General features: G+C 68.5%; 18 protein-coding genes and 2 pseudogenes. 16 read left to right on the forward strand and 4 right to left on the reverse strand.

Annotated features, from left to right (window positions below; all coding sequences use genetic code 11):
- Positions 1-102: 102 nt before the first annotated feature.
- Together LRK53_RS17990 and LRK53_RS17995 are read right to left on the reverse strand one after the other, a co-directional pair.
- Positions 103-654, reverse strand: coding sequence for an energy transducer TonB family protein (locus LRK53_RS17990; RefSeq protein WP_027491594.1), 552 nt, complete (start codon positions 652-654; stop codon positions 103-105).
- 52 nt (positions 655-706) lie between these two features.
- Positions 707-1,990, reverse strand: coding sequence for an acetyl-CoA C-acetyltransferase (locus tag LRK53_RS17995; RefSeq protein ID WP_027491595.1), 1,284 nt, complete (start codon positions 1,988-1,990; stop codon positions 707-709).
- Between the two features lie 116 nt (positions 1,991-2,106).
- On the opposite strand from LRK53_RS17995, the gene LRK53_RS18000 reads away from it, so the two are divergent.
- Entirely contained in the window at positions 2,107-3,249 is a 1,143-nt protein-coding gene (locus tag LRK53_RS18000; RefSeq protein ID WP_027491596.1) for a hypothetical protein, read from the forward strand.
- Positions 3,250-3,338: 89 nt separating this feature from the next.
- The gene (locus tag LRK53_RS18005; protein WP_027491597.1) at positions 3,339-5,831 is read left to right on the forward strand and encodes a sensor domain-containing protein; all 2,493 of its coding nucleotides are present in this window, start codon (positions 3,339-3,341) and stop codon (positions 5,829-5,831) included.
- 64 nt (positions 5,832-5,895) lie between these two features.
- On the opposite strand, the gene LRK53_RS18010 is transcribed toward LRK53_RS18005, so the two are convergent.
- Positions 5,896-6,360 carry a GNAT family N-acetyltransferase gene (locus LRK53_RS18010; protein ID WP_027491598.1) on the reverse strand — a complete coding sequence of 155 codons (465 nt, stop codon included), beginning with the start codon at positions 6,358-6,360 and terminating at the stop codon, positions 5,896-5,898.
- 157 nt (positions 6,361-6,517) lie between these two features.
- On the opposite strand from LRK53_RS18010, the gene LRK53_RS18015 reads away from it, so the two are divergent.
- Entirely contained in the window at positions 6,518-15,157 is an 8,640-nt protein-coding gene (locus tag LRK53_RS18015) for a glycoside hydrolase family 94 protein (RefSeq protein ID WP_027491599.1), read from the forward strand.
- A gap of 27 nt (positions 15,158-15,184) precedes the next feature.
- On the opposite strand, the pseudogene LRK53_RS18020 reads toward LRK53_RS18015, so the two are convergent.
- Positions 15,185-16,232: pseudogene (locus tag LRK53_RS18020) on the reverse strand (integron integrase).
- A gap of 184 nt (positions 16,233-16,416) precedes the next feature.
- On the opposite strand from LRK53_RS18020, the gene LRK53_RS19490 reads away from it, so the two are divergent.
- From LRK53_RS19490 to pgi, 13 genes and pseudogenes are all read left to right on the forward strand, one after another.
- Positions 16,417-16,848, forward strand: coding sequence for a GFA family protein (locus LRK53_RS19490; RefSeq protein WP_081666536.1), 432 nt, complete (start codon positions 16,417-16,419; stop codon positions 16,846-16,848).
- A gap of 87 nt (positions 16,849-16,935) precedes the next feature.
- Positions 16,936-17,376: a hypothetical protein gene (locus LRK53_RS18030; protein WP_185754563.1), complete on the forward strand. Its 441-nt coding sequence runs from the start codon at positions 16,936-16,938 to the stop codon at positions 17,374-17,376.
- 103 nt (positions 17,377-17,479) lie between these two features.
- On the forward strand, positions 17,480-17,965 hold the full coding sequence (locus tag LRK53_RS18035) for a hypothetical protein (protein WP_027491600.1): 486 nt from the start codon (positions 17,480-17,482) through the stop codon (positions 17,963-17,965).
- An 8-nt stretch (positions 17,966-17,973) separates the two neighbouring features.
- A complete protein-coding gene (locus tag LRK53_RS18040; protein WP_185754564.1) occupies positions 17,974-18,285 on the forward strand; it encodes a hypothetical protein in 312 nt (103 codons plus the stop codon).
- Between the two features lie 104 nt (positions 18,286-18,389).
- Complete coding sequence (locus LRK53_RS18045; RefSeq protein WP_027491601.1) at positions 18,390-18,632, forward strand: DUF6429 family protein; 243 nt, start codon at positions 18,390-18,392, stop codon at positions 18,630-18,632.
- A 72-nt stretch (positions 18,633-18,704) separates the two neighbouring features.
- Positions 18,705-19,454 carry a glucose 1-dehydrogenase gene (locus LRK53_RS18050; RefSeq protein WP_037088906.1) on the forward strand — a complete coding sequence of 250 codons (750 nt, stop codon included), beginning with the start codon at positions 18,705-18,707 and terminating at the stop codon, positions 19,452-19,454.
- 70 nt (positions 19,455-19,524) lie between these two features.
- A complete protein-coding gene (locus LRK53_RS18055) occupies positions 19,525-20,064 on the forward strand; it encodes a pyrimidine dimer DNA glycosylase/endonuclease V (protein WP_235642424.1) in 540 nt (179 codons plus the stop codon).
- Positions 20,065-20,215: 151 nt separating this feature from the next.
- The gene (locus tag LRK53_RS18060; RefSeq protein ID WP_027491603.1) at positions 20,216-20,782 is read left to right on the forward strand and encodes a GNAT family N-acetyltransferase; all 567 of its coding nucleotides are present in this window, start codon (positions 20,216-20,218) and stop codon (positions 20,780-20,782) included.
- A gap of 269 nt (positions 20,783-21,051) precedes the next feature.
- Positions 21,052-21,651 (forward strand): annotated as a pseudogene (locus tag LRK53_RS19280) (glucose-6-phosphate dehydrogenase); the annotation flags it as partial.
- Between the two features lie 113 nt (positions 21,652-21,764).
- Positions 21,765-22,370 (forward strand): hypothetical protein, encoded by a 606-nt coding sequence (locus LRK53_RS19285; RefSeq protein WP_255324815.1) that lies wholly within the window; start codon positions 21,765-21,767, stop codon positions 22,368-22,370.
- Entirely contained in the window at positions 22,364-23,080 is a 717-nt protein-coding gene (locus tag LRK53_RS18070; RefSeq protein ID WP_027491604.1) for an HAD family hydrolase, read from the forward strand. Before LRK53_RS19285 ends, LRK53_RS18070 begins: the two co-directional genes overlap by 7 nt.
- A gap of 38 nt (positions 23,081-23,118) precedes the next feature.
- On the forward strand, positions 23,119-24,213 hold the full coding sequence (tal, locus tag LRK53_RS18075; RefSeq protein WP_027491605.1) for a transaldolase: 1,095 nt from the start codon (positions 23,119-23,121) through the stop codon (positions 24,211-24,213).
- Positions 24,210-25,847, forward strand: coding sequence for a glucose-6-phosphate isomerase (pgi, locus tag LRK53_RS18080; protein ID WP_027491606.1), 1,638 nt, complete (start codon positions 24,210-24,212; stop codon positions 25,845-25,847). Before tal ends, pgi begins: the two co-directional genes overlap by 4 nt.
- Positions 25,848-25,860 lie beyond the last annotated feature (13 nt).

Consider the following 25,860-nt stretch of genomic DNA (forward strand, 5'->3'; position numbering starts at 1 on the left):
AAGAGCATCGCGCACAAGGTGCGCTCCTACAGGTGCACGTGAACGAAAGCTCTTCGCTCTGGAACGACAAAACACAAAGCACCAACGCGCTGGGACAAAACCCTACGGCAACTGCGCGACGCGGTTGCCCTGCGAGGTGAAGCGCATCGGCAGCTCGCCGCTGAGCCCATCGGGATGATCCGGCGGCACCGCGAAGCGCCAGTCGCGCACGCTGCGCAGGGCGTGCTGGTCGAGCACCGGGTCGCCGCTGGATTCGGCGAGGCCGGCGGCGCTGACCCGGCCGTTACCGTCGATGTCAACGTGCAGCAGCACGCGACCGTCGAGATGGCCGCGCAGCTCATCCCACGATTGCGAGGTGTCGGCGGGGGTGGCCAGCGGCACCAGCTCGGGCGCGGGTGCGGCGATGGCGGCCTGGGCTTCGTCGGCGACCACCACCGGCGGCAGCATGCGCCTCGCAGGCGCCAGGCGCGGCGAGCGGCGCGACCGATGCGGTGATGGGCCGGCGCGCATCGCGGTCGGCGTGTCGACCTGCACGACATAGCGCGCCGGCGGGCCGGGCCAGACGCTGGTCTGCTCGCTGAGCCAGCCGGTACCGGCGACGCCGGCGGCCAGCGCGAGCAGGCTGAGCGTGGTGGTGGTGCGCAGGCGGAACATGGCGGTCTTTATGCGCCCCGCAGGGCGAATCGCGGCTGAAGCTGCTGCCCGGTCACCGCTCGAGGATCGCGGTGACGCCCATGCCGCCGGCGGTGCAGATCGAGATCAGGCCGCGGCCGGAGCCCCTCTGTTCCAGCAGCTTGGCCAGTGTGGCGATGATCCGCGCGCCGGTGGCGGCGAACGGGTGGCCGACGGCGAGGCTGGAACCGTGCACGTTGAGCTTGGCCGGGTCGATCGCGCCGAGCGGCGCGTCCAGGCCGAGCCGATTCTTGCAGTAGTCGGCCGATTCCCACGCGCGCAGCGTGCACAGCACCTGCGCCGCGAACGCCTCGTGGATCTCGTAGTAGTCGAAGTCCTGCAGGCGCAGGCCATGACGCGCCAGCAGGCGCGGCACCGCGATGGTCGGCGCCATCAGCAGGCCCTCACCGTGCACGAAGTCCACCGCGGCGACCTCGGCGTCGCGCAGGTACGCCTGGATCTTCAGGCCGCGCTGCGCCGCCCACGCCTCGCTGGCCAGCAGCACTGCGGCGGCGCCGTCGGACAGGCCAGTGGAGTTGCCGGCAGTGAGCGTGCCGTGGCCGGAGGTCTTGTCGAACGCGGGCTTCAGCGCGGCCAGCTTCTCCATGCTCGAATCCGGGCGCAGGAAGCCGTCGCGCTTGAGCCCGCGGAACGGCACCAGCAGGTCCTCGAAGAAACCGGCGTCGTACGCGGCGGCCAGCTTGCGGTGGCTGTCCAGCGCCAGCTGGTCCTGCGCCTCGCGAGTGACGTGCCATTCCTTCGCCATCTGCTCGCAATGGTCGCCCATCGACTTGCCGGTGCGCGGCTCGGCCACGCCGGGGAACGACGGCTTCAGTTCGCCGAGCGAGAAGCCGCGCAGCGCGACGCGCAGCTTGTCCAGCGGGGTCCTGGCGCGGTTCATCGCCAGCAGGCGCTTGCGCAGGCGGGCGCCATAGACGATCGGTACGTCGGAGGTGGTGTCCGAGCCGCCGGCGACGCCGGCCTCGATCTGCCCGGCGGCGATCTTGTTGGCGATGATGATGGCGTTGTCGAGCGAAGTGCCGCAGGCGCGCGCGGTGGTGATGCCCGGCGTGGTCGGCGCCAAGCCGGAACTGAGCAGCGCCTCGCGCGCCAGGTTCCAGTCGGAGGAGTGCTTGATCACCGCGCCCATCACCACCTCGCCCAGCTCCACGCCGTGCAGGCCGAAGCGCTCGACCAGGGTGCCGAGCACTTTCACCGACATGCCGAAGTTGCCGACGTCGGCGTAGGCGGTGTTGTTGCGACAGAACGGAATGCGCACGCCGCCGATCACCCCGACGCGCTTTTGCGTGTTTTCCATGCTCAGGACAGTCCACCACTCAAGTTTGTCAAGGCTAACCCGCCATGCCCCGCGGCGAAAGCCCAAATCGCTGAATGGTAGAATCCCGTCTCTTCGTCTTCTTGCGGACCTCGCCGGTGGAAACCAAAACGCTGCTCGCGCTGCCCATCGTGCTGGCGCTGGAACCGGCCGCGGGCGAGCCGGCGGCGCGGATGAGCTTCACCCGCGACGAAGCTGCCGAGCTGGCCGCGCTGGTCGCCACCGACCTGCACGGGCTGGTGCCGCAGGTGGACGCCGCGCGGCTGGCGCTGGCCGCCGCGCTGTTCGACCAGGTCGAACTGCTGCGGCCGGGCTTCCCGGTGTGGAGCACGCTGGAGGATCTGGCGCGACGCGTGCCACGCGGCCATCTGGAGAACGTGGTGGCGTTCGGCACCCACGAGGGGCACATGCCGGCGCCGGCGCTGGAGCCGTCGTCGGCCTATGCCGATGGCCCGATGCGGCTGCTGCCGATGAGCCTGCTGGTGGCGGCGGAGCAGGCTGAGGAGCTGTCCGAGCAGTTGGAGGTGCAGCTGGTCGGCCGCGGCGAGATGGGCACGCATACCGCCGACTGGCTGATGCGCGCGCTCGGCATCCAGCTGGAGCATGCACGCTACTTCAGCCGCAACGACCTGCTCGCGCTGACCTGCGTGCAGTACGAGCACGTCAACCTGGCGCCGCTGTGGGCGCTGCTGGAGGTAGCGCTGCTCACGCCCGACCACGAGGAAGCGACCATGAGCGCGCGCGGGCTGCCCCTGCGCTACGCCGGCGGCAGGGTGCTGGCGCAGTCGCCGTCGCAGTGGCTGGCCACGCAGACCGGCGGTGACGCCGGACAGCGCGCGCACGACTTCGCCGGCATCGTGTTCGAGCTGCGCCAGTACGCCGCGCTGCTCGATGCGCACCATGTGCCGCTGCAGCTGTCGCCCGAGCTGGCGGCGGACACGGCGGTCGACGGCTGCCTGCTGGAAACCCTGGCCGCGGTCGAACCGGGCTACGACCCGCCGACGCTGTTCGCGCACGAGGCGCCCGGCCTCGGCGTGGTGGCGGTCAGCGTGGTCCAGCGCGGCGACGGCGGAAAGGCGCGCGCGCTGGCGCACGGTTATCCGCTGCGACCGCAGGCACTCGGCCCGCTGCTGGCGCAACTGACCGACCGTTACGGCATCGTCGCCGAACTGCATGCATCCGGCCGCATCGTGCTGGACGCCGACGGCCGGCTCGGCGCCCCGGCGACGCTCCTGCACTGAACTTCCGCGCGACCGGCTCTGGGCAGCGGCGAAAACTCGGCGCATGATGCAAGGGCGCCGCCAGGGGGCGCCCTGCTGACGGAATGACCATGCGGCCGCACGAGCCTGCCGAGGTATCGCCATCGCTACCCGGGGAAGCCGACTGGTCGGCGCGGGTCGCGCACGGCGCGCCCGTGCTGCTGGCCTACCTCGATCTGGAACAGCGCTTCCGCTTCGTCAACGACACCCACCGCCGCTGGCTCGGCGTCGATCCGCAGCAACTGATCGGCCAGCTCCTGGTCGACGTGGTCGGCCGGCGCAACCACGCGCTGGCCAAGACGGCGCTGGCGCGCGCCTACGCCGGGCAGATGGCCAGCTACGAGGGCGAGCTGCACGACGGCAGTCGGCGGCGCTACGCGCACGGCAACTTCCAGCCCGACTTCGACGCCGGGGGCCGCGTCTGCGGCATCTTCACCGCGCTGGTCGACATCACCGAGCGGCACGACCTGGAACTCAAGCTGCACGAGAGCGAGCAGCGCTTCTTCGGCGCGTTCCAGCACGCCGCGATCGGCATGGCGCTGGTCGCACCGGACAGCCGCTGGCTGCGGGTCAACGCGGCGCTTTGCGCGATGCTCGGCTACCGCGAGGACGAGTTCCTGTCACGCAAGACGCGCGACATCACCCACCCCGACGACGTCGCGACCAGCGACATGCGGCATGCACAGATGCTGGAAGGCGAGCTGGAATCGTGCCATCTGGAGAAGCGGTATTTCCACCGGAATGGCAGCCTGGTACACGCGCAGCTCAGCGTGTCCCTGGTGCGCGACGACGATGGCAGTCCGCGTTATTTCGTCGTGCAGATCCAGGACATCAGCCAGCGCAAGGCGTTCGAGGACGCGCTGCACCGCGAGCGCGAACTGGCCGAGGTCACCCTGCGCTCGATCGGCGACGCGGTGATCACCACCGACCCGCAGCTGTGCATCACCTCGCTCAACCCGATCGCCGAGGCGATGACCGGCTGGAGCGGGCTGGAGGCGCAGGGCCGGCCGATCGAGGAGATCTTCCAGCTGTTCGACGCCCGCAGCGGCCATGCCGTGGCGAATCCGCTGCGCGCGGCGATCAGCCACAACACCATCGTCGACCTGGCCGGCCGCACCCTGCTGCGCCACCGCCACGGCTTCGACACGCCGGTGGAGGACTCCTCCGCGCCGATCCACGACAACGCCGGCAACGTGATCGGCGGCGTACTGGTGTTCCACGACGTCAGCGAGACCCGCGCGCTGGCGCTGAAGATGATCCACCTCACCCAGCACGACACGCTCACCGGCCTGCCCAACCGCAGCCAGCTGCACGAGCACATCGGCCAGGCGATCGCCACCGCCAACCGACGCCAGCAGCGCGCCGCGCTGCTCTACGCCGACATCGACAACTTCAAGCAGGTCAACGAGCTGCACGGCCACGCCGCCGGCGACCGGGTACTGCGCGCGTTCGCGGCCCAGCTGCAGCGCTGCCTGTCCGGCGACGACCTGCTGAGCCGTTACGGCGGCGACGAGTTCGTGGTGGTGCTGCCGCACCTGGAGAGCGTCGGCGACGCGGCCAGCCTGGGCCAGCGGTTGATCAACCACGGCGAGCAGACCCGCGTCGACGGCCTGGCCGAGCTTGGCCTGCGGCTCAGCATCGGCATCAGCGTATACCCGGACGACGCGATCGAGCCGGACGGCCTGCTGCAGCATGCGGAGACCGCGCTGGTCGCGGTGAAGGCGCAGGGCCGGCACGGCTACCGCTTCTTCACCGCGTCGATGAACGAGCGCACGCAGGCGCGGCGACGGATCGAGACCGCGTTGCGCCAGGCGCTGCCGCGGCACGAGCTGGAGCTGTACTACCAGCCCAAGGTGGACGTGCACAGCGGCCGCATCGTCGGCGCCGAGGCGCTGCTGCGCTGGCAGGCGAACGGACGCGAGCTGTACCAGCCGGACCAGTTCGTGCCGGTCGCCGAGGACAGCGGGCTGATCCTGCCGATCGGCGCCTGGGCGTTGCGCCGTGCCTGCCGGCAGGCACGGGCATGGCAGGACCTCGGCCACGCCATCGCGGTCTCGGTGAACGTGTCGCCGCTGCAGTTCCAGCACCCCGAGTTCTACCACTGGCTGGACGAGGTGCTGGTGGAAAGCGGCCTGGCGCCCGGCCTGCTCGAGCTGGAATTGACCGAGCGCATGGTGATGTCCGGCGGCGACGCCACCACCGGCCTGCTGCAGCGGATCAAGCGGCGTGGCGTGCGGCTGTCGCTGGACGATTTCGGCACCGGCTACTGCAGCCTGTCGTACCTGAAGCACTTCCCGATCGACACGCTGAAGATCGACCGCGTGTTCGTGCGCGACCTCGCCAGCGACCGCGACACCGCCACCATCACCAGCGCGATCATCGCAATGGCGCGCAGCCTCAACAAGGAGGTGGTGGCCGAGGGCGTGGAGACGCACGCGCAGGTGGCGTTCCTGCGCCAGGCCGGCTGTTCGCAGCTGCAGGGCTTCCTGTTCGGCGCGGCATTACCGGCGGCAGAGTTCCAGGCGCTGCTTACCGGAGCCTCCACCCCCACGCCTGACCTGTAGGAGCGCACCCTGTGCGCGATGCTCTTCGTCACGAAATGAAGAGCATCGCGCACAGGGTGCGCTCCTACAAAACCGGTACCGCCAGCGGCGCCTCGTACATGAAGTAGTGGCAGCGCTGCATGCCGAGTCCCTCGTAGGTCGCCTGCGCGCGGCCGTTCTCGGTTTCCACGTACAGCCGCAGGCCGACCGCGCCGGCCGCCGCGGCGCGCCGCGCAACCTCGGCATACAGCGCGCGGAACGCGCCCACGCGGCGCGCGGCCGGCACCACGTAGACGCTCTGGATCCACCAGAAATCGCCGTTGCGCCAGTCGCTCCATTCGTAGGTCACCAGTAGGCAGCCGACCGCCGCACCATCGTGCTCGGCCACCAGGTAGAAACCGCGCCGCGGCTGCTCGAACACGCCGCGCACGCCGCGTTCCAGCGTCGCGCCGTCGAGTCGCTTGCGCTCGGTCTCCCACGCCATCGCCGCGTTCCAGGCGGCCAGTGCGGGAACGTCGGCAGGCGTGGCGGCGCGAATCTGCAGCGGCATGGGCGGGCTCCTTCGGGCGGGTGCCCATCCTAGCGCGCGCCATCTTCACATGCCGACGCCTAGGGTAGGGCGGGCCGGCGGTCGCAGCCCGCGCACGGGCTCCCGCCCGCACCCGTCCGCACGAACGCCTCGCGGCCGCGAGGCCAAGGAAAACGTTTTGAACATCGGCAACCTGCTCGACCTGCTCAAGCTGCGAAGGCTGCAAGCCTTCCGCCGCCGGCGTGCAGCGGCGCGCACGCGGCCGGAGCAGGAGCCGGCGCTGCGCGCGGAACTGTTCAGCGCCGAGCAGATGGAACGGCACGGTCGCGCGCTGGCCGGCCAGCACCGGCTCAGCGCGCGGATCACCCCCGATACGCTGCTGGCGCGGCTGGACGACAACGAGGCGGTGCTGACCCACACCTGCGAACGGCTGACCGACGCCAGTCGCAAGCGGCGGCGGATCACCCCGGCCGCCGAGTGGCTGCTGGACAATTTCTATCTGATCGAGGAGCAGATCCGGATCGCCCGCCGGCACCTGCCCAAGGGCTATAGCCGCGAATTGCCGCGGCTGGCCAGCGGGCCGTCGGCTGGGCTGCCGCGGGTGTACGACATCGCGCTGGAGATCATCTCGCACGGCGACGGCCGGGTCGACACGCACATCCTGCAGCACTTCATCGACGCCTATCAGGAAGTGAGCCCGCTGAAGCTGGGCGAGCTGTGGGCGATCCCGATCATGCTGCGGCTGGCGCTGATCGAAAACCTGCGCCGCGTCGCCGCGCGGGTGATGGCGGACTGGAGCCATCGCGGCCAGGCCGCGCGCTGGGCCGACGCGATGACCGCCACCGCCGAACGCGAACCGAACTCGGTGGTGCTGGTGGTGGCCGACATGGCGCGCTCGGTCCCGCCGATGGACAGTCCGTTCGTGGCCGAGTTGGCGCGCCGGCTGCAGGGCCAGAGCCCGGCGCTGGCGCTGCCGCTGAGCTGGATCGAACAGCGCCTGGCCGCCTCGGGGCAGAGCATCGAGCACCTGGTGCAGCTGGAGGCGCAGCAGCAGGCCGCCAACCAGGTCTCGATCAGCAACAGCATCGGCAGCCTGCGCACGCTGTCGGCGATCGACTGGCGCGACTTCGTCGAGCACTGCAGCCTGGTCGAGCACGGCCTGCGCGAGGACCCGGCCGGCGTCTATGCGGCGATGGATTTCGCCACCCGCGACCGCTATCGCCACGTGGTCGAGGCGATGGCGCGACGGCACCGGCTGACCGAGCTGCAGGTGGCCGAGGCGGCGATCGCGCTGAGCCAGGCCGCGGCGCCCACCGACAGCAGCGTGCCGCTGCCGCAGCACGTCGGCTACTACCTGATCGATCGCGGCCGGCCGCGGCTGGAACAACAGCTGGGCATCCACCCGCCGCTGCGCGAGACGCTGCGCCGCGGCTTCGACCGCGCGCCGCTGCCGATCTACCTGGGCCTGCTGGCGTTGCTCACCTTCGCCTTCGCGCAGCCGCTGGTCGCCGTCGCCGCGCACCAGCACTGGTCGACGTGGGCGCTGGCTGCGCTGGCGGTGCCCGCGGCGATCCTGGCCAGCCAGCTGGGGTTGAGCCTGCTCAACTGGATCGCCACGCTGTCGATCGCGCCGCGGCAGCTGCCGCGGATGGATTACTCGCACGGCATTCCGGCCAGCGCGCGCACGCTGGTGGCGATCCCCAGCCTGATCGCCGGCGCGCAGGACGTCGATGAACTGGCCGAAGCGCTGGAGGTCCGCTTCCTCGGCAACCGCGACGAGCACCTGCACTTCGCCCTGCTCACCGACTTCGCCGACGCCGCGCACGAGACCCTGCCCGGCGACGAGGCGCTGCTGCAGCGCGCGCAGCGGCGCATCGAGGCGCTCAACGAGCGCTACGCCAGCGCCCGGGCCGACCGCTTCTTCCTGTTCCACCGGCCGCGCCGCTGGAATCCGGGCGAGCAATGCTGGATGGGCCACGAGCGCAAGCGCGGCAAGCTGGCCGACTTGAACGCGCTGCTGCGCGGCAACGCGCACGGCCGCTTCATGCTGATCGTGGGCGACATCGCGTCGCTGGACCCGGTGCAATACGTGATCACCCTGGACACCGACACCGAGCTGCCGCGCGACGCGGCGCAGGCCTTCGTCGGCACCATCGACCACCCGCTCAACCGCGCCGTGTACGACCCTGTCCTGCGCCGCGTGGTCAGCGGCTACGCGATCCTGCAGCCACGCGTGGGGATCAGCCTGCCCAGCACCGCGCGCTCGCGCTACGCCCAGCTGTATGGCAGCGACGCCGGCATCGACCCGTACACGCAGATGGTCTCGGACGTGTACCAGGACGTGTTCGGCGAAGGCTCGTTCATCGGCAAGGGCATCTACGCGATCGACCCGTTCGAGCGCGCCCTGGACGGCCGCTTCCCGGACAACCGCATCCTCAGCCACGACCTGGTCGAAGGCTGCCACGCGCGCGCGGGCCTGCTCAGCGACGTGCAGCTGTTCGAAAGCTACCCGGCGCGCTACGGCGCCGACGTGAAGCGTCGCCACCGCTGGATCCGCGGCGACTGGCAGCTGCTGCCGTGGCTGCTGCCGTGGGCGCCGACCGCGCACGATGGCTGGCGCCGCAACGCGCTGACCGCGCTGTCGCGCTGGAAGATCCTCGACAACCTGCGCCGCAGCCTGGTGCCGGTGGCGCTGCTGGTGCTGCTGATAGTCGGCTGGCTGCTGATCGGCACGGTGCTGTCGTGGACCCTGGCGGTGCTGTCGATGGTGCTGCTGCCGCCGCTGCTGGCGGCCCTGCTGGAACTGGTGCAGAAGCCGCGCGAGGTGCAGCTCGACCAGCACCTGCGCGCCGGCTTCCAGGCCGGCCTGCAGCATCTGGCGCGGATGGCGCTGGGGCTGGCGTGGCTGCCGCACGAGGCGCTGTACCACCTCGACGCGATCGTGCGCACGCTGTGGCGGGTGACGGTCAGCCAGCGCCACCTGCTGCAGTGGCAGACCTCCAGCGAGGTCGAGCGGCGCAGCGGCAACGCGCCGGCCGCGCTGTGGCGGCTGATGGGGATCGGCCCGGCACTGGCGCTGCTGCTGGGCGTGGTGCTGGCGCATGAGCGTCCGATGGTGCTGTGGCTGGCCGCGCCGTTGCTGCTGCTGTGGCTGGTCTCACCCGCGATCGCGTGGTGGATCAGCCAGCCGCGCGTGCCGGGCGCCTTCGCGCCGAGCACGGCGCAGCAGCGCTTCCTGCGCACGCTGGCGCGGCAGACCTGGGCCTTCTTCGACACCCATGTCGGCGCCGCCGAGCACTGGCTGCCGCCGGACAACCTGCAGGAGCAACCCGGTCCGGCGATCGCCCACCGCACCTCGCCCACCAACATCGGCCTGGCGCTGCTGGCGAACCTGGCCGCGCACGACTTCGGCTTCCTCGGCAGCGGCCGCCTGCTCGAACGCACCGGCCACACGCTGGCCACCATGCAGCAACTGCCGCGCCACCGCGGCCACTTCTACAACTGGTACGACACGCAGAACCTGCAGCCACTGGCGCCGCTGTACGTCTCGGCGGTGGACAGCGGCAACCTCGCCGGCCACCTGCTGACCCTGCGCCCCGGGCTGGAGGAACTGGCCGACCAGCCGGTGTTCCAGCCGCGCGTGCTGCACGGCCTGCGCGACACGCTGGCGCTGCTGCGTGACACCCTGGATCCCGACCTCGCGCGCGCGCTGGACCCGCTCGACCGGCAACTGCAGGAGAGCCTGGCCACGCCGCCGGCGCGCACCGGCGCGGCCAGCACGCTGCTGCTGCAACTGCGCGGTCACGCGCAGGCACTGGTACCGCGGCTGGACACCGAACCCGGCAGCGAGGCGCGCTTCTGGCTCGACGCGCTGCTCGCGCAGTGCGACGAACTGTGCACCGAGGCCGCCGCGTTCGAGCTGGACCCGCCGGCCGACGACGCGGCCGGCTTCGAGGGCATCCCCACGCTGCGCCAGCTGGCGCGGATCGAACCGCTGGTGTGGCCCGCCGGGGCCGACGCCGAGGGCGTGCGCGAACGCGCGCGCGAACGCCTCGCCGTGATCGTGCAGCTGGCCCAGCAGGCCGGCGAACTGGCGCTGATGGACTATCGCTTCCTCTACGACAGCGCGCGCGACCTGCTGGCGATCGGCTACAACGTGGACCAGCGCCGGCTCGACGCCGGCTACTACGACCTGCTGGCGTCGGAGGCGCGGCTGGCCAGTTTCGTCGGCATCGCGCAGGGCCAGTTGCCGCAGGAGAACTGGTTCGCGCTGGGTCGCCTGCTCACCACCGTGGGCGGCGAGCCGGTGCTGCTGTCGTGGACCGGCTCGATGTTCGAGTACCTGATGCCACTGCTGGTAATGCCGAGCTACGAAGGCACCCTGCTCGAGCAGACCTGCCACGCCGCGGTGACGCGGCAGATCGAGTACGGCAATCAGCTCGGCGTGCCGTGGGGCGTTTCCGAATCGGGCTACAACACGCTCGACGCGCACTTCACCTACCAGTACCGCGCGTTCGGCGTGCCCGGGCTGGGCCTGAAGCGCGGGCTGGGCGACGACGTGGTAGTGGCGCCGTACGCCAGCGCGCTGGCGCTGATGGTGGCGCCGGCGGCGGCCACGCGGAACCTGCAGCGGCTGGCCGAGATCGGCGCGCGCGGTCGCTACGGCCTGTACGAGGCGATCGACTACACCCCGGCGCGGCTGCCGCCGGGCCAGGATTCGGCGCTGGTGCGGCAGTTCATGGCGCACCACCAGGGCATGAGCCTGCTGGCGCTGGGCCATGCGCTGCTGGACCGGCCGATGCAGCGGCGCTTCGAATCCGACCCGCAGTTCCAGGCCACCAGCCTGCTGCTGCAGGAGCGCGTGCCGAAGACCGCGGCGGAATACCTGCACGCCTCCGGCTTCCCCGAGTCGGACGGCAGCCCGCGCCCGGCCGAGGCGCGGCTGCGCGTGTTCGCCGACCCGGACCGCGCGCGCCCGGCGGTGCAGCTGCTGTCGAATGGCCGCTACCACGTGATGCTGTCCAGCGCCGGTGGCGGCTATAGCCGGCGCGGCGAGCTGGCGCTGACGCGCTGGCACGAAGACATCACGCGCGACGCCTGGGGCATGTTCTGCTACCTGCGTGACGTGGCTAGCGGCGAGTGCTGGTCCACCGCCTACCAGCCCACCTTGAAGAAGACCGAGCAGTTCGAGGCGATCTTCTCCGACGCGCGCGCCGAGTTCCGCGTGCGCGAGCGCGAGTTCGACGCGCACACCGAGATCGTAGTGTCGCCGGAAGACGACATCGAGCTGCGCCGCACGCGCATCGGCAACCGCAGCCGCACGCGGCGCACGATCGAGCTGACCAGCTACGCCGAGGTGGTACTGGCGCCGCCGCTCGCCGACGCGGCGCACCCGGCCTTCAGCAAGCTGTTCGTGCAGACCGAGCTGGTGCCGGCGCTGCAGGCGATCGTGTGCACGCGCCGGCCGCGCAGCGCCGACGAGCTGGTGCCGTGGATGTTCCACCTGCTGGCGGTGCACGACGCCGACATCGACACGATCTCCTACGAGACCGACCGCGCCCGCTTCATCGGCCGCGGCCGCAGCACGGCCGAACCGCAGGCGCTCGACCGCGAGCAGGCGCGGCTGTCCGACAGCGCCGGTTCGGTGCTCGACCCGATCGTGGCGATCCGCTGCCGCATCACGCTGGAGCCGGAGCAGACCGCCACCATCGACTTCGTCACCGGCTACGCCGAGCAGCGCGACGACTGCCTGCAGCTGATCGGCAAGTACCGCGACCGCCACCTCGCCGACCGTGTGTTCGACCTGGCCTGGACGCACAGCCAGGTGCTGCTGCGCCAGCTCAACGCCAGCCTCGCCGATGCGCAGCTGTACGAGCACATGGCCACCGGCATCCTCTACCCGAACGCCGGCCTGCGCGCCGAGCCGGCCGTGCTGCGCGGCAACCGGCGCGGGCAGAGCGGGCTGTGGGGGCAGTCAGTCTCCGGCGACCTGCCGATCGTGTTGCTGCAGATCGCCAGCCCGTCGCGGATCGAGCTGGTGCGCCAGCTGGTGCAGGCGCACGCGTACTGGCGCCAGAAGGGCCTGGCGGTGGACCTGATGATCTGGAACGAGGACCGCGCCGGCTACCGGCAGGAACTGCACGACCTGATCATGGGCCTGATCGCCTCGGGCAGCGAGGCCAGCCTGCTCGACCGCCCCGGCGGCATCTTCGTGCGCTCGGGGCAGCAGCTGTCCGGCGAGGACCGGCTGGTGATGCTGGCCAGCGCGCGGATCGTGCTCAACGACAGCCGCGGCAGTCTGGCCGAGCAGATCGGTCGGCGCCAGGTGGAAACCCATGCGCCGCGCTTCGAGCCGAGCCGGCCGCGGCGCATCGCCAGCGCCACGCCCGTCGGCGGCGCCGGCGCACCGGCACTGCAGCTGGCCAATCCGCACGGCGGTTTCAGCCACGACGGCCGCGAGTACGTGATCATCCTGGCCGCCGGCGACAGCACGCCGGCGCCGTGGGCGAACGTGCTGGCCAACCCGCAGTTCGGCACGGTGATCTCCGAGAGTGGCAGCGCCTACAGCTGGGGCGAGAACGCGCACGAGTTCCGCCTCACCCCCTGGCACAACGACCCGGTCGGCGACGGCGGCGGCGAGGCGCTGTACCTGCGCGACGAGGACACCGGCCAGATCTGGTCGCCCACGCCGCTGCCGTGTCGCGGCAGCGGCAGCTACACCACTCGCCACGGCTTCGGCTACAGCGTGTTCGATCACCACGAGGACGGCATCCACTCCGAGCTGTGGGTCTACGTGGCACTGGACGCTTCGGTGAAGTTCTCCGTATTGCACCTGCGCAACGACTCCGGCGCGCCACGCCGACTCAGCGTCACCGGCTACGTGGAGTGGCTGCTCGGCGACCTGCGCGGCAAGACCTCGATGCACGTGGTCACCGAATCGGACCCGGCCAGCGGCGCGCTGTTCGCGCGCAACGCGTACAACAGCGAGTTCCCGAACCGCGTGGCGTTCTTCGACGTGGACGACCCCGAGCGCGGCATCGGCGGCGACCGCAGCGAATTCCTCGGCCGCAACGGCAGCATGCGCGCACCGGCCGGGCTGGCCCGCGCGCACCTGTCCGGCCGGCTCGGCGCCGGGCTGGACCCTTGCGCCGCGCTGCAGTCGATGGTGAGCCTGGGCGAGGGCGAGCAGCGCCGGCTGATCTTCCGCCTCGGTCTGGGGCGCGACGCCGCCGAGGCCAGCGCGCTGGTGCAGCGCTTCCGCGGCAGCGGCAGCGCCGCCGACGCGCTGGACAAGGTGCGCGCGCACTGGGCGCGCGTGCTCGGTGCGGTGCAGGTGCGCACGCCGGAGCCCTCGCTCGACGTGCTCGCCAACGGCTGGCTGCTGTACCAGACCATCGGCTGCCGGCTGTGGGCGCGCAGCGGCTACTACCAGAGCGGCGGCGCATTCGGCTTCCGCGACCAGCTGCAGGATTCGATGGCCACCCTGCACGCCGCACCGGAACTGTCGCGCGCGCAGCTGCTGCTGTGCGCCGCGCACCAGTTCGCCGAAGGCGACGTGCAGCACTGGTGGCACCCGCCGCTGGATCGCGGTGTGCGCACCACCTGTTCCGACGACTACCTGTGGCTGCCGCTGGCCATCGCGCGCTACGTGCTGGCCAGCGCCGACCGCGGCGTGCTGGAAGAGTACGTCGGCTACATCGAGGGCCGCCTGCTGCACGAGGGCGAGGAGTCGTACTACGACCTGCCGCAGCCATCGGCCCTACGCGAAACGCTGTACCAGCATGGCGTACGCGCCATCGAGCGCAGCTTCGCCCGACGCGGCGCGCACGGCCTGCCGCTGATCGGCGGCGGCGACTGGAACGACGGCATGAACCGGGTCGGCGAACAGGGCCGCGGCGAGAGCGTGTGGCTGGGCTTCTTCTGCTGCGACGTGCTGCAGCGCTTCGCCGAGGTGGCCCGGCTGCATGGCGACGAGCCGTTCGCGCAACGCTGCGAAGGCGAAGTGGTCAAGTTGCGCAGCGCACTGGAGCAGCACGGCTGGGACGGCGCCTGGTATCGCCGCGCCTACTTCGACGACGGTACGCCGCTCGGCTCCAGCAGCAACGACGAATGCCGTATCGACTCGATCGCGCAGAGCTGGTCGGTGCTGTCCGGCATCGGCGCGCCGGAGCGCCAGCGGCAGGCGATGGACTCGCTGGACGCCCACCTGGTGCGCCGCGACGCCGGCCTGGTGCAGCTGCTGCGGCCACCGTTCGACAAATCCGCGATGGACCCGGGCTACATCAAGGGCTACCTGCCCGGCGTACGCGAGAACGGCGGCCAGTACACGCACGCCGCCATCTGGGCCACGATGGCCTTCGCCGAACTCGGCGACAGCGCCCGCGCGTGGGAACTGCTGCACATGATCAACCCGGTCAACCACGGCATCGACGCCGCGCAAATGGACGTGTACAAGGTCGAGCCCTACGTGGTCAGCGCCGACGTTTATGCGGTCGCCCCGCACATCGGCCGCGGCGGCTGGAGCTGGTACACCGGCTCCGCCGGCTGGATGTACCGGCTGATCGTGGAATCGCTGCTCGGCCTGCGCCTGGAAGCCGGCCAGCTGCGCTTCGCGCCGGTGCTGCCGGCCGAGTGGGAAGGCTTCGAGCTGGACTACCGCCACCGCGGCACGCTCTACCGCATCCGCCTGCACCAGAGCGACGCCGGCACGCCGAGCACGCTGTGGCTGGACGGCGAGATGCAGCCCGACGGCCGCATCCCGCTCGCCGACGACGGCGCGGAGCACGACGTGGAGCTCAACTGGCCGCGCCAGGCATGAAGCCGCTTGCATGGCGCGGCGCCGCCATCAGCGATCCAGCGGACTCAGCACGCCGTGACCGCCGCGGTTCAGCACGTGGGTATAGATCTGTGCAGCACACGGATGTGCCAATGCCGCGGGCGCATGGATGCGCAAGAGCGGCCGTGGTCGCCACGTCCTTGTGGCCGAGCAGCTCCTGGATCGTACGGATGTCCTGACCCGCCTCCAACAGGTGGGTGGCGAACGAGTGGCGCAAGGTGTGACAGGTGGCCGGCTTGACGATGCCGGCTTTGAGCCGCGCGTTGCGCACCGCGCGCTGCAGTCCGGCCTCGTCCAGGTGATGGCGCCGCTGCTTGCCGTCGCGCGGATCGCGCGACAGCTGGTCCGACGGAAACACGTACTGCCATCCAGGCTCGCGCGGCGCCGACGGATACTTGCGCGCCAGCGCATGCGGCAGCCACACCGCGCCCAGGCCCGTCGCCAGATCCTGCTGGTGGATCAAACGCACCCGCTCCAGCTGCGCCTGCAGCGCCTCGCGCAGGCGTCGCGGCAACGGCACGTGCCGGTCCTTGCCGCCCTTGCCATCGCGCACGCAGATCTGGTTGAGCTCGAAATCCACGTCCTTCACGCGCAGGCGCACGCACTCCATCAGCCGCATGCCCGAGCCGTACAACAGCGAGGCCATCAAACCGAAGCGGCCATCCATCATCGCCAACAGCCGGTTCACCTCGTCACGCGAGAGCACCACCGGCACCCGCTGCGGCCGCTTCGCCCGCACCACCGTCTCCATCCACGGCAGCTCGACCGACAGCACCTCCCTGTACAGAAACAGCAGCGCCGACAACGCCTGGTTCTGCGTGCCTGCCGCCACCCGACCCTCGACCGCCAGCGTACTCAGGAAGCCTTCGACCTCCGCCACCCCCATGTCGCGCGGATGCCGCTTGCCATGGGCCAGGATAAACCGTCGAATCCAACCAACATACGCCCGTTCTGTCCGCAGGCTGTAATGCTTCAAGCGCAATCGCGCACGCACCTGATCCAACAACCGCGGCGTTTTCACCCCCGTTACACCCTCACTTTCGCCCGGGTAACTCATACACCCTCAAAAGTCGCTGATAACGACGGCAGCATGCCCGTCCGCCATGCGCAGGGCATCCCTGCAAGACCATGATCCGATGTAGGAATCCGCCGCTTGTGCGGTCAGGGGCGGCGCCGCATACTCGACGCAACACCCCACTTTTGGGGTCTACTTAGCGTTATGCGTTATGAGTGGGAGTCCTATGCATCGGCTTGAGGGTGGATGTCATTGCGGAAACATTCGTATAGTCGTCGATCTTCCGAATGCGCCGAGTGACTATTTCCCCAGAGCGTGTGATTGCGAGTTTTGTCGCAAGCATGGCGCATCGTATGTTTCAGATCCGCATGGCTCTCTGCGCATTGAGGTCGGGAATTCGCAGTTTCTTGTAAGGTATCGTCAAGGTAGCGAAATCGCTGAATGTCTATTCTGCTCAAGGTGCGGGGTCTTGATCGGAGTTCTTTATCAAGAGAGCAGCCATCTGTATGCCACCGTTAATAGTGCGGTACTTGTAAGCGCTGAAAGTTTCGGAGAGAAGAAGTCAGTTTCTCCAAAGCAGTTAACTGCAAATGAGAAAGTTGGCCGTTGGATGGAGCTTTGGTTCTCAAATGTCACGCTTGCTGCCAATGACGCATAACAATCCGGTCCAGCGGACAGTCGGCCAGCTGCGCTGTCCGACTGCCGCTGACCTTGCTCGTTAGGGCTCAGGAGCGGATAGCGCGCAATGTCCAAGAGCGTATTCAACGTTGCATGGGTAGGCGATGAACCAGACGAGGTTAAGAGCAAGTGGTGCCTGCTGCGTGCAATTGAGTGGGCTCGCCTGCCGCTCTTCGTTGCTCAGCCTATCGCGCCTATCGCGTTGCTAGCTTGCGACCCTGTTTATGTGTCTATCGTTATTGTTGCCATTTCATGGGTGTGGATATTTGTCCGCATGTCCTTTGTCAGCCTTTGGCTTGCAAACTCATCGTCGATGTTCGTCCACCTCAAATGGCCCGTTGCTCTAGGCTGTGGCATCTACCTAGCCATTCATGGCAACTATGTTTCTTCGGGCTTTGCCGCTGGCTGGCCTCTCGTAACATTGGTTCTTTCGTTTCTAGTCCCCGGTGTGCCAATCGGGGTGTTGCAGCAGCGATTCGCGTCTAAAGTAATGGGGCTACAGCCCTAACATTTCGTTCAAGGCGGACGGTTACGCCGCCGCTTAACTCCAGCGTTAGGGCTCATCGTCACACCGCGCTCGCTGCGCTTTCGCATTGCATTCGGAGGAAGTTATGGGGCTTTTTTCAGGATTGTTCGGATCGAAAAACAGGTCGGCCACGACAACGTTCGACTTGACAGACGAGGAGATACTCGAAGTCAATAAGACTTTCGACTTGCTCAAGGGTTATGCCGTACATCCTAGCGTTGCGGACAAGCTTAAACAGGGCTTGACGGCAAGAGGCTTGGCCAATTACGCCGCAGATCGAATTATGTGGGCAGAATTTCCCAGCCAGCATACCGAGCGGGAAAGAAATATCAACAAGGCTATAGCCGCAATTGGCAAGGCTTACAGCATTTATCAACTGCCCATCTACCTTTACGACTTGGCGTGCTACTTTGAACTGAAAGACATGCGCAACGACGCTAGGGAAATGTTCGAGCGTTTTCTTGCACGGCAAGCACAATACAAAGACGACCAACTCGACAAAATATTTCTCGGTGACCGAGATGTTGATGAAGCCAAGATCCTCGCCTCGCAAAAACTCCACGGAAGATAGGATTTGAAATGTCCGAGTATGAGGATTTCATCGCCTCTCTAAAGGCGCTTGGAGAGTCCGAGGTAAAGTCAAAACTTTCTCAGGGTGTCTGGGCGTCAAGGCGCAAACAATGGGCAGAGGACTGGCTCTCAAAGAGCGAAGGTGCCCGGCAAGAGATGCGAGATGAAATGGCGCTGTCCATTTCTAAAGAGGCTAATTCCATCGCCAAGTCGGCCTTGCGTGTCTCAAAGTTCGCGTTCGTTGCTGCAATTGCAGCGGCCATACTAGGTGCAGTGGCAACGCTCATCGCAGCTTTTGTCAATAGACCGCCGACCCCATGAGCCCTAACACTGCGTTGCAGGGGACGCTCCGCCTATCGGCGGCGCGCCCATGAACTTGGACGTTAGCCGTCATACTGAGGTACTTGCTCTTTGAGGTTCCCAACATGATCTACGACGAGTCGAAAATCGACGACACTGTGCTTGCACTTCTTGCGACTTTCAGCTTCGAAGGTGGTAGAGCTTGGAAGGGGTTCGACTTCGACGTAATGGATCGCCTTCATGCTCAGGACTTCATCGAGAATCCCGCAAGCAAGAACAAGTCGGTCTGGCTCACACCGCAAGGCCTTGAGCGTGGCCGCAAAATTGCCGAAAAGCTTTTTTCGTCTAGCCCACGCAATGCCGACTAACATCTCGTTCAAGGCGGACGGCTTCGCCGCCGCCTAACTCCAGCGTTAGCGACTAGGAAGAGGATAAGGCCGATGGTACAAGCACGATTGACAGGTAAAGTGGCAGTGGTGACGGGAGCGGCCCGTGGCATCGGGGCGGCGACGGCCAAGCGCCTCGCCGCCGACGGTGCAAAGGTGGTCGTGAACTATGGCACCAGCGCGAAGGCGGCCGAAAAGACTGTGGCTGAGATCACCGCGGCGGGCGGGAAAGCGCTCGCGTTTCAGGGCGACGCGAGCGATCCCGCTGCCGTGGCCAAATTGTTCGACGCGGCCGAGCAGACGTTCGGCCCGGTTTCGATTCTGGTGAACAATGCCGGCGTGCACGAGCTTCGTCCGGTTGAGGACGCGGACACGCCCCACTTCGAGAAGGTGTTCCGTGCCAACGTCCTGACCACCCTTCTGGCTACCGCCGAGTTCGCCCGCCGGATCGGGACAAACGGGGGGCGAGTGGTCAACATCTCGTCCGGCGGCGCCCGCGCCGCGGTGCCTGGGGCGGGCGTTTACTGCGCGTCCAAGGCGGCTGTCGAGGGGTTGACGCGCGCGCACGCACTGGAATTGGGAGCGAAGCACGTGACGGTCAATGCCGTCGCCCCCGGGGCGACCGCCACCGACATGCTTCAACTGCTGCCCGAGGATGTGAAGAAGCAGATGATCGCCAGCACCACCCTCGGTCGCCTGGGGACGCCGGAGGACATCGCCGACGTAGTCGCCTTTCTGTGTTCCGACGATGCCCGCTGGATCACCGGCCAGTTCCTCGACACCAACGGCGGGATGCGGGTTTGAGGCGAAAACCACAAGAAGAGCGTCGATGACGGGAAAGCGCTAACACTACGGTCAACCTGACAACCGTACCGTGCGCACGGGGACTTCCTCTTCTGCTGACGGTTGCGTCGCAACACCATCATGGCCCTCGAGGCCGAAAGAGGGAGGAAGTCTCTTTTTACTCGTTCAAGCCGGACGACTTCGCCGCCACTCACCTCCAGCGTTAGGCGCCAACCACCTGCGTCTATGGTCATCGCACCCGAAGTATCTGGACCCACAAGGGCTGGTTGCGCTATGGCAGAAGGGATTGCTCGCCAGGGCCGTGCTCCGCGGCGAGACCCGCGGCTACACCAGGCATCCGCAGCTGGAGCGCTTCAAGGCGCACCCCCATCCGCGCCTGGCGATCAATTCGTACCTGGCCGCGGTTCACGCCGAGACGGCTGGTCGCGGCTATGCGTTTGACCGGTCCAAGCTCGGCCCGGTGCGGACGGTTCAGCCAATCTCCGTCAGCTCCGGACAACTGGCCCTGGAATGGCTGCACTTGCAGCACAAGCTAGTCGTCCGCAGTCCGTCGCTGCTCTCGCGGTGGGCGGGGGTGGCCGTTCCTGCACGCCATCCGCTGTTCCGTTGACGGCCCGGGCCGGTGGCATCATGGGAGCGGGCGTCGAGTGGCGCCTGACGGCTCGTTCGAGTCGGAGCCGTTTCGCGCCCCGGCTTGAGGCGTCATGCGGCTCCAGTTGAGGCTGGCGTGCTCAATGGGCGCTTCGGACGGAGGACAAGACATGACCGGGCAGACCGCCACGACCTGGTTGCAGCAGGAACGCGACATCGTCGTACGGCCGTTGGCGCCGGGCGACGCGGAGCCGCTGTACCGGGCGGTACGCAGCTCGCTGGAGTCGTTGTCGTACTGGCTGCCCTGGTGCCGCCACAACTACGCGCTGGCGGATGCGATCGCCTGGGTCGAGCATGGCGTGGCGTGCTGGGCGGCCGGGTCGGAGTTTCCGCTCGGCGTGTTCGATGCGGCCGGTGCGCTGATCGGCGGCACCGGGGTGAACCACGTCAACCGCGCCCACGGCGTGGGCAATCTCGGCTACTGGGTGTGCGATGCCGCAAGGAATCGCGGCGTGGCCACGCTCGCCGCCCGCGCAGCCGCCCGGCTGGGCTTCGACGTACTCGGCCTGACGCGGCTGGAGATCGTGGTGCTGCCGCACAACGCCGCCAGCCGGCGGGTGGCGGAGAAGCTCGGTGCGCTGCGTGAGGTGGAGGCGCGCAACCGCGTGCTGTTCCATGGCCGACCCGAGCGCGCGGTGGTCTACTCGCTGATTCCCGACGATCTGGCCGATGGCTGAGTGGGCAGCGCCAGGTATGGGCGGCGACGCCAGCAAGGCCCTGCTTATGCATCGACTTAACCTGCCGCCGCGCACGCTGGAACGTGAACCCGGTGTCCGGCAGGATGGCGCAGCGCCGCCGCAGCGCACCGACTGACCCGCGCCGGGGCCATGCCGCCCGCCCCAAGGAGAACACCCCCGCCATGCCGACACCCCGCTCGGATGCCCTGGTCTTTTTCGGCGCCACCGGCGACCTGGCCTACAAGAAGATCTTTCCGGCATTGCAGGCGATGACGCTGCGCGACGGGCTGGACCTGCCGATCATCGGCGTGGCGCACTCAGGCTGGAACGCGGAGCAGCTGCGCCGGCGCGCGCACGACAGCCTGGCGCAGGCGGCGAGGGAGCAGGGCGGCCAGGTCGACGAGGCCGCCTTCGCGCGGCTGGCGGCGCGCCTGCAGTACGTCGATGGCGACTACAACGACGTGGCCACGTTCCGGAAGCTGAAGCAGGCGCTGGGCGCAGCACAACGGCCGCTGCACTACCTGGCGATCCCGCCCAAGCTGTTCGCGGTGGTGGCGAAGAACCTGCAGCAGGCCGGCTGCGCCGAGGGTGCGCGGATCGTGGTGGAGAAGCCGTTCGGCCGCGACCTGGCCTCGGCGCAGGCGCTCAACCGCACGCTGCATGCGGTGTTCGCGGAGTCGGCGATCTTCCGCATCGACCACTACCTGGGCAAGGAGCCGGTGCAGAACCTGTTGTATTTCCGCTTCGCCAACACCGTGCCGGAGCCGGTGTGGAACAACCGCTACGTGGACCGCGTGCAGATCACCATGGCCGAGCAGTTCGGCGTGGACGGCCGCGGCGCGTTCTACGAGGGCGTCGGGGCGATCCGCGACGTGTTGCAGAACCACCTGCTGCAGGTGACCTCGCTGCTGGCGATGGATGCGCCGATCGGCGGCGCGGTCCGGAAGCGCTGCGCGCGGAGAAGCTGCGGCTGTTCCGCGCGATGCGCCCGCTCGACCCGGCCGAGGTGGTGCGCGGCCAGTTCAAGGGCTACCGCGAGGTCGACGGCGTGGCGGCCGATTCGAACGTGGAGACTTTCGTGGCGCTGCGCCTGTACATCGACACCTGGCGCTGGGCCGGCGTGCCGTTCCACATCCGCGCCGGCAAGCGGCTGCCGCTCACTACCACCGAGGTGATGGTGGACATGAAGGCGCCGCCGCTGTCGGTGTTCGATCCGATCGGCGCAGCGCAGTCGAACTATTTCCGCTTCCGGCTCAGCCCCGAGGTGATCATCGCCGCGGGCATGCGGGTGAAGCAGCCCGGCGAGGAGATGCGCGGCGAGCCGGTGGAACTGGTGGTGCGGCACGATCTGGCGCCGGAGAAGTCGCCCTACGAGCGCCTGCTCGGCGACGCGATCCGCGGCGACAACGCGCTGTTCACCAGCGACGAATGCGTGGAGGCGGCGTGGGCGGTGGTGGACCGCGTGCTGGCCCACGAAGGCGCGGTGGACGTCTACGCGCCGGGCAGTTGGGGCCCGCCCGCGGCCGATCGCATCGCGGGCGAGGAAGGCTGGCACGAGCCACGGGCGGCGGCGGACAGGCCATGCTGAGCAGCCCTGCCGCCGAAGCGGCCGCGGTGGTGTTCCTGCTCGACGTGGACAACACCCTGCTCGACAACGACCGCTTCGGCGCCGACCTCGGCGCCACGCTGGAGGCGGCGTTCGGCGCCGATGAGCGCGCGCGCTACTGGGCGATCTACGAGGAGCTGCGGCGGGAATCCGGCTTCGCCGACTATCTGGGCACGCTGCAGCGCTTTCGCGTTGGCCTGGACAACGACCCATCGCTGCTGCAGATGTCCGGCTACCTGCTGGACTATCCGTTCGCCGACCGCTTGTACCCGCATGCGCTGGAGACGGTGGCGCACCTGCGCACGCTGGGGCCCACCGCGATCCTGTCCGACGGCGACGTGGTGTTCCAGCCGCACAAGATCCGCCGCGCCGGACTGTGGGCCGCGCTGGGCGGCGAGGTGCTGGTCTACCTGCACAAGCAGAAGATGCTGGTGGCGATGCAGCAGCGTTACCCGGCCGCGCATTACGTGATGGTGGACGACAAGCCGCAGATCCTGGCCGCGATGAAGCAGCACCTGGGCCGCAAGCTCACCACCGTGTTCGTGCGCCAAGGTCACTACGCGGCCGCCAGCGCCGGCGAAACCATCGCGCCGGCACCGGACTTCACCATCGCGTGCATCGGCGATCTGCGCCGGCGTAAGCTTGAAGACTTCCTGCCGCGCGCGCCCGCGATCAGCCTGCCGGCAGACTGAACCTATTGCATCGATCGAACCGGAAACACGGAGCAAGCATGAAAGCAACCCGCCAACTGCACGACCTCGGCCAGAGCCTGTGGCTGGACAACATCACCCGCAGCCTGCTCGACGACGGCACGCTGGCGCGCTACGTCGCCGAGGACTCGATCACCGGGCTGACCTCGAACCCGAGCATCTTCGACGCGGCGATCGGCAACGGCGACGCCTACGACGCCGGCATCCACGCCAAGGCGCTGGCCGGGCTTTCCGGCGAGACGCTGTTCACCGAGCTGGCGCTGGAGGACCTGCGCCGCGCCGCCGACCTGTTCCGCCCGGTGTTCGACGCCACCGGCCAGGTCGACGGCTGGGTCTCGATGGAGGTATCGCCGCTGCTGGCCGCCGATACCGCCGGCTCGATCGCCGCGGCGCGCCACATCCAGCACCTGGCCCACCGCGACAACCTGTTCGTGAAGATTCCCGGCACCCCCGAAGGCGTGCCGGCGATCGAGGAGGCGATCTTCCTCGGCATCCCGATCAACGTGACCCTGCTGTTTTCCTGTGCGCAGTACCAGGCGGTGGCCGAGGCCTACCTGCGCGGCATCGAGCGGCGCCTGGCCGCCGGGCTGGACCCGCACGTGGGCTCGGTCGCCTCGCTGTTCATCAGCCGCTGGGATGTGGCCGCCAACAAGCAGTTGCCGGACGCATTGCACAACAAGCTGGGCATCGCGGTGGGCCAGCAGACCTACCGCGCCTATCGCGAACTGCTGGCCTCGAAGCGCTGGCAGAAACTCGCCGCCGCCGGCGCGCGGCCGCAGCGCCTGCTGTGGGCCAGCACCGGCACCAAGGATCCGTCCGCGCCGGACACCCTGTACGTCAGCGCGCTGGCCGCGCCGGACACCATCAACACCATGCCGGAGAAGACCCTGCACGCATTCGCCGACCACGGCCAGCTGCACGGCGTGCTGTCCGACGACGGCGGTGACGCGGACGCGGTGCTGGCGCAGATCGCCAGGGCCGGCGTGGACATCGACGCGTTGGCGCTGAAGCTGCAGCAGGACGGCGCCGCGGCATTCGTGAAGTCGTGGCAGCAGCTGCTGCAGCGGATCGCCGACAAGGCCAGCGCACTGGACAAGGAATCCGAGCTGCCATGAGCGAACCGCGACTGACCCGCCTGCCGTCGTGGCAGGCGTTGCAACGGCATGCCGACGCGATCGGCCAGCGACACCTGCGCGAATGGTTCGCCGCCGATCCGCAGCGTGGCGAGCGCTTCGTGCTGGAAGACGTCGGCCTGTACCTCGATTACTCCAAGCAGCGCGTGGACGCCGACGCGCTGCGCCTGCTGCGTGAGCTGGCCGAAGCCTGCGGCCTGCCGCAGCGGATCGCGGCGATGTTCAACGGCGAACGGATCAACACCACCGAGCACCGCGCGGTGCTGCACGTGGCGTTGCGCGCGACGGCGGGCGAGCAGATCCTGGTCGACGGCCACGACGTGGTGGCGGACGTGCACGCGGTGCTCGACCGCATGGCCGCGTTTGCCGACCGCGTGCGCAGCGGCGCGTGGCTGGGCCATGGCGGCAGGCGCATCCGCAACGTGGTCAGCATCGGCATCGGCGGCTCGGACCTCGGCCCGGTGATGGCGTACGAAGCACTGCGCGCCTACAGCCGTCGCGACATGACGTTCCGCTTCGTCTCCAACGTGGACGGCACCGACTTCGCCGAGGCGGTGCACAGCCTGGACGCCGCCGAGACGCTGTTCATCGTCTGCTCGAAAACCTTCACCACGCTGGAGACCCTGGCCAACGCACATGCCGCGCGCGCATGGAGCGTGGCCGCACTGGGCGACGAGCGCGCGGTGGCGAAGCATTTCGTCGCCGTCTCCACCAATGCCGCCGAAGTCGCAAAGTTCGGCATCGACACCGCCAACATGTTCGGCTTCTGGGACTGGGTGGGCGGGCGCTATTCGATGGATTCGGCGATCGGCCTGTCCACCATGCTGGCGATCGGCCCGGAGCATTTCCGCGCAATGCTGGCCGGCTTCCACGCGATGGACGAGCATTTCCGGCACGCGCCGTTCGAGCGCAACCTGCCGGTGCTGATGGGCCTGCTGGCGGTGTGGAACAACAACTTCCTCGACGCCGCCAGCGTCGCGGTGCTGCCGTACGAGCAATACCTGAAGCGCTTCCCGGCCTACCTGCAGCAGCTGACCATGGAGAGCAACGGCAAGCGCGTCAGCCGCGACGGCGCCGCGGTGGACTACGCCACCGGGCCGATCTACTGGGGCGAGCCGGGCACCAACGGCCAGCACTCGTTCTACCAGCTGCTGCACCAGGGCACGCGGATCGTGCCGTGCGACTTCATCGGCTTCGGCCAGAGCCTGAACCCGCTCGGCGACCAGCACGACCTGCTGCTGGCGAACCTGATCGCCCAGGGCGAGGCGCTGGCGTTCGGCAAGACCGCGGAGGAAGTGCGTGCCGCCGGCACCGATGCGGCCCTGGCCCCGCACCGCACGTTCCCCGGCAACCGTCCCAGCACGACGATCCTCGCGCAGCGACTGACGCCACGCGTGCTCGGCAGCCTGATCGCGCTGTACGAACACAGCGTGTTCGTGCAGGGCGTGATCTGGGACATCGACTCGTTCGACCAGTGGGGTGTGGAATTGGGCAAGCAGCTGGCCAAGACCACCATCGCCGAGCTGACTGCGCCGGACGAACTGCCGCTCGCCCACGACAGTTCCACCAACAACCTGATACGCCGCTACCGCGCGCTGCGCGACGGCCACACCTGACGCGTTTTCTTGT

This window comes from Rhodanobacter thiooxydans, assembly GCF_021545845.1.
Classification (GTDB): Bacteria; Pseudomonadota; Gammaproteobacteria; order Xanthomonadales; family Rhodanobacteraceae; genus Rhodanobacter.

Excerpts from the sequence above, each read along its gene's own strand:
- LRK53_RS17990 (WP_027491594.1), bottom strand. The coding sequence starts at position 654 with ATGTTCCGCCTGCGCACCACCACCACGCTCAGCCTGCTCGCGCTGGCC.
- LRK53_RS17995 (WP_027491595.1), bottom strand. The coding sequence starts at position 1,990 with ATGGAAAACACGCAAAAGCGCGTCGGGGTGATCGGCGGCGTGCGCATT.
- LRK53_RS18005 (WP_027491597.1), top strand. The coding sequence starts at position 3,339 with ATGCGGCCGCACGAGCCTGCCGAGGTATCGCCATCGCTACCCGGGGAA.
- LRK53_RS18010 (WP_027491598.1), bottom strand. The coding sequence starts at position 6,360 with ATGCCGCTGCAGATTCGCGCCGCCACGCCTGCCGACGTTCCCGCACTG.
- LRK53_RS19490 (WP_081666536.1), top strand. The coding sequence starts at position 16,417 with ATGCATCGGCTTGAGGGTGGATGTCATTGCGGAAACATTCGTATAGTC.
- LRK53_RS18030 (WP_185754563.1), top strand. The coding sequence starts at position 16,936 with ATGTCCAAGAGCGTATTCAACGTTGCATGGGTAGGCGATGAACCAGAC.
- LRK53_RS18035 (WP_027491600.1), top strand. The coding sequence starts at position 17,480 with ATGGGGCTTTTTTCAGGATTGTTCGGATCGAAAAACAGGTCGGCCACG.
- LRK53_RS18040 (WP_185754564.1), top strand. The coding sequence starts at position 17,974 with ATGTCCGAGTATGAGGATTTCATCGCCTCTCTAAAGGCGCTTGGAGAG.
- LRK53_RS18045 (WP_027491601.1), top strand. The coding sequence starts at position 18,390 with ATGATCTACGACGAGTCGAAAATCGACGACACTGTGCTTGCACTTCTT.
- LRK53_RS18050 (WP_037088906.1), top strand. The coding sequence starts at position 18,705 with ATGGTACAAGCACGATTGACAGGTAAAGTGGCAGTGGTGACGGGAGCG.
- LRK53_RS18060 (WP_027491603.1), top strand. The coding sequence starts at position 20,216 with ATGACCGGGCAGACCGCCACGACCTGGTTGCAGCAGGAACGCGACATC.
- LRK53_RS19285 (WP_255324815.1), top strand. The coding sequence starts at position 21,765 with ATGCGCCCGCTCGACCCGGCCGAGGTGGTGCGCGGCCAGTTCAAGGGC.
- LRK53_RS18070 (WP_027491604.1), top strand. The coding sequence starts at position 22,364 with ATGCTGAGCAGCCCTGCCGCCGAAGCGGCCGCGGTGGTGTTCCTGCTC.
- tal (WP_027491605.1), top strand. The coding sequence starts at position 23,119 with ATGAAAGCAACCCGCCAACTGCACGACCTCGGCCAGAGCCTGTGGCTG.
- pgi (WP_027491606.1), top strand. The coding sequence starts at position 24,210 with ATGAGCGAACCGCGACTGACCCGCCTGCCGTCGTGGCAGGCGTTGCAA.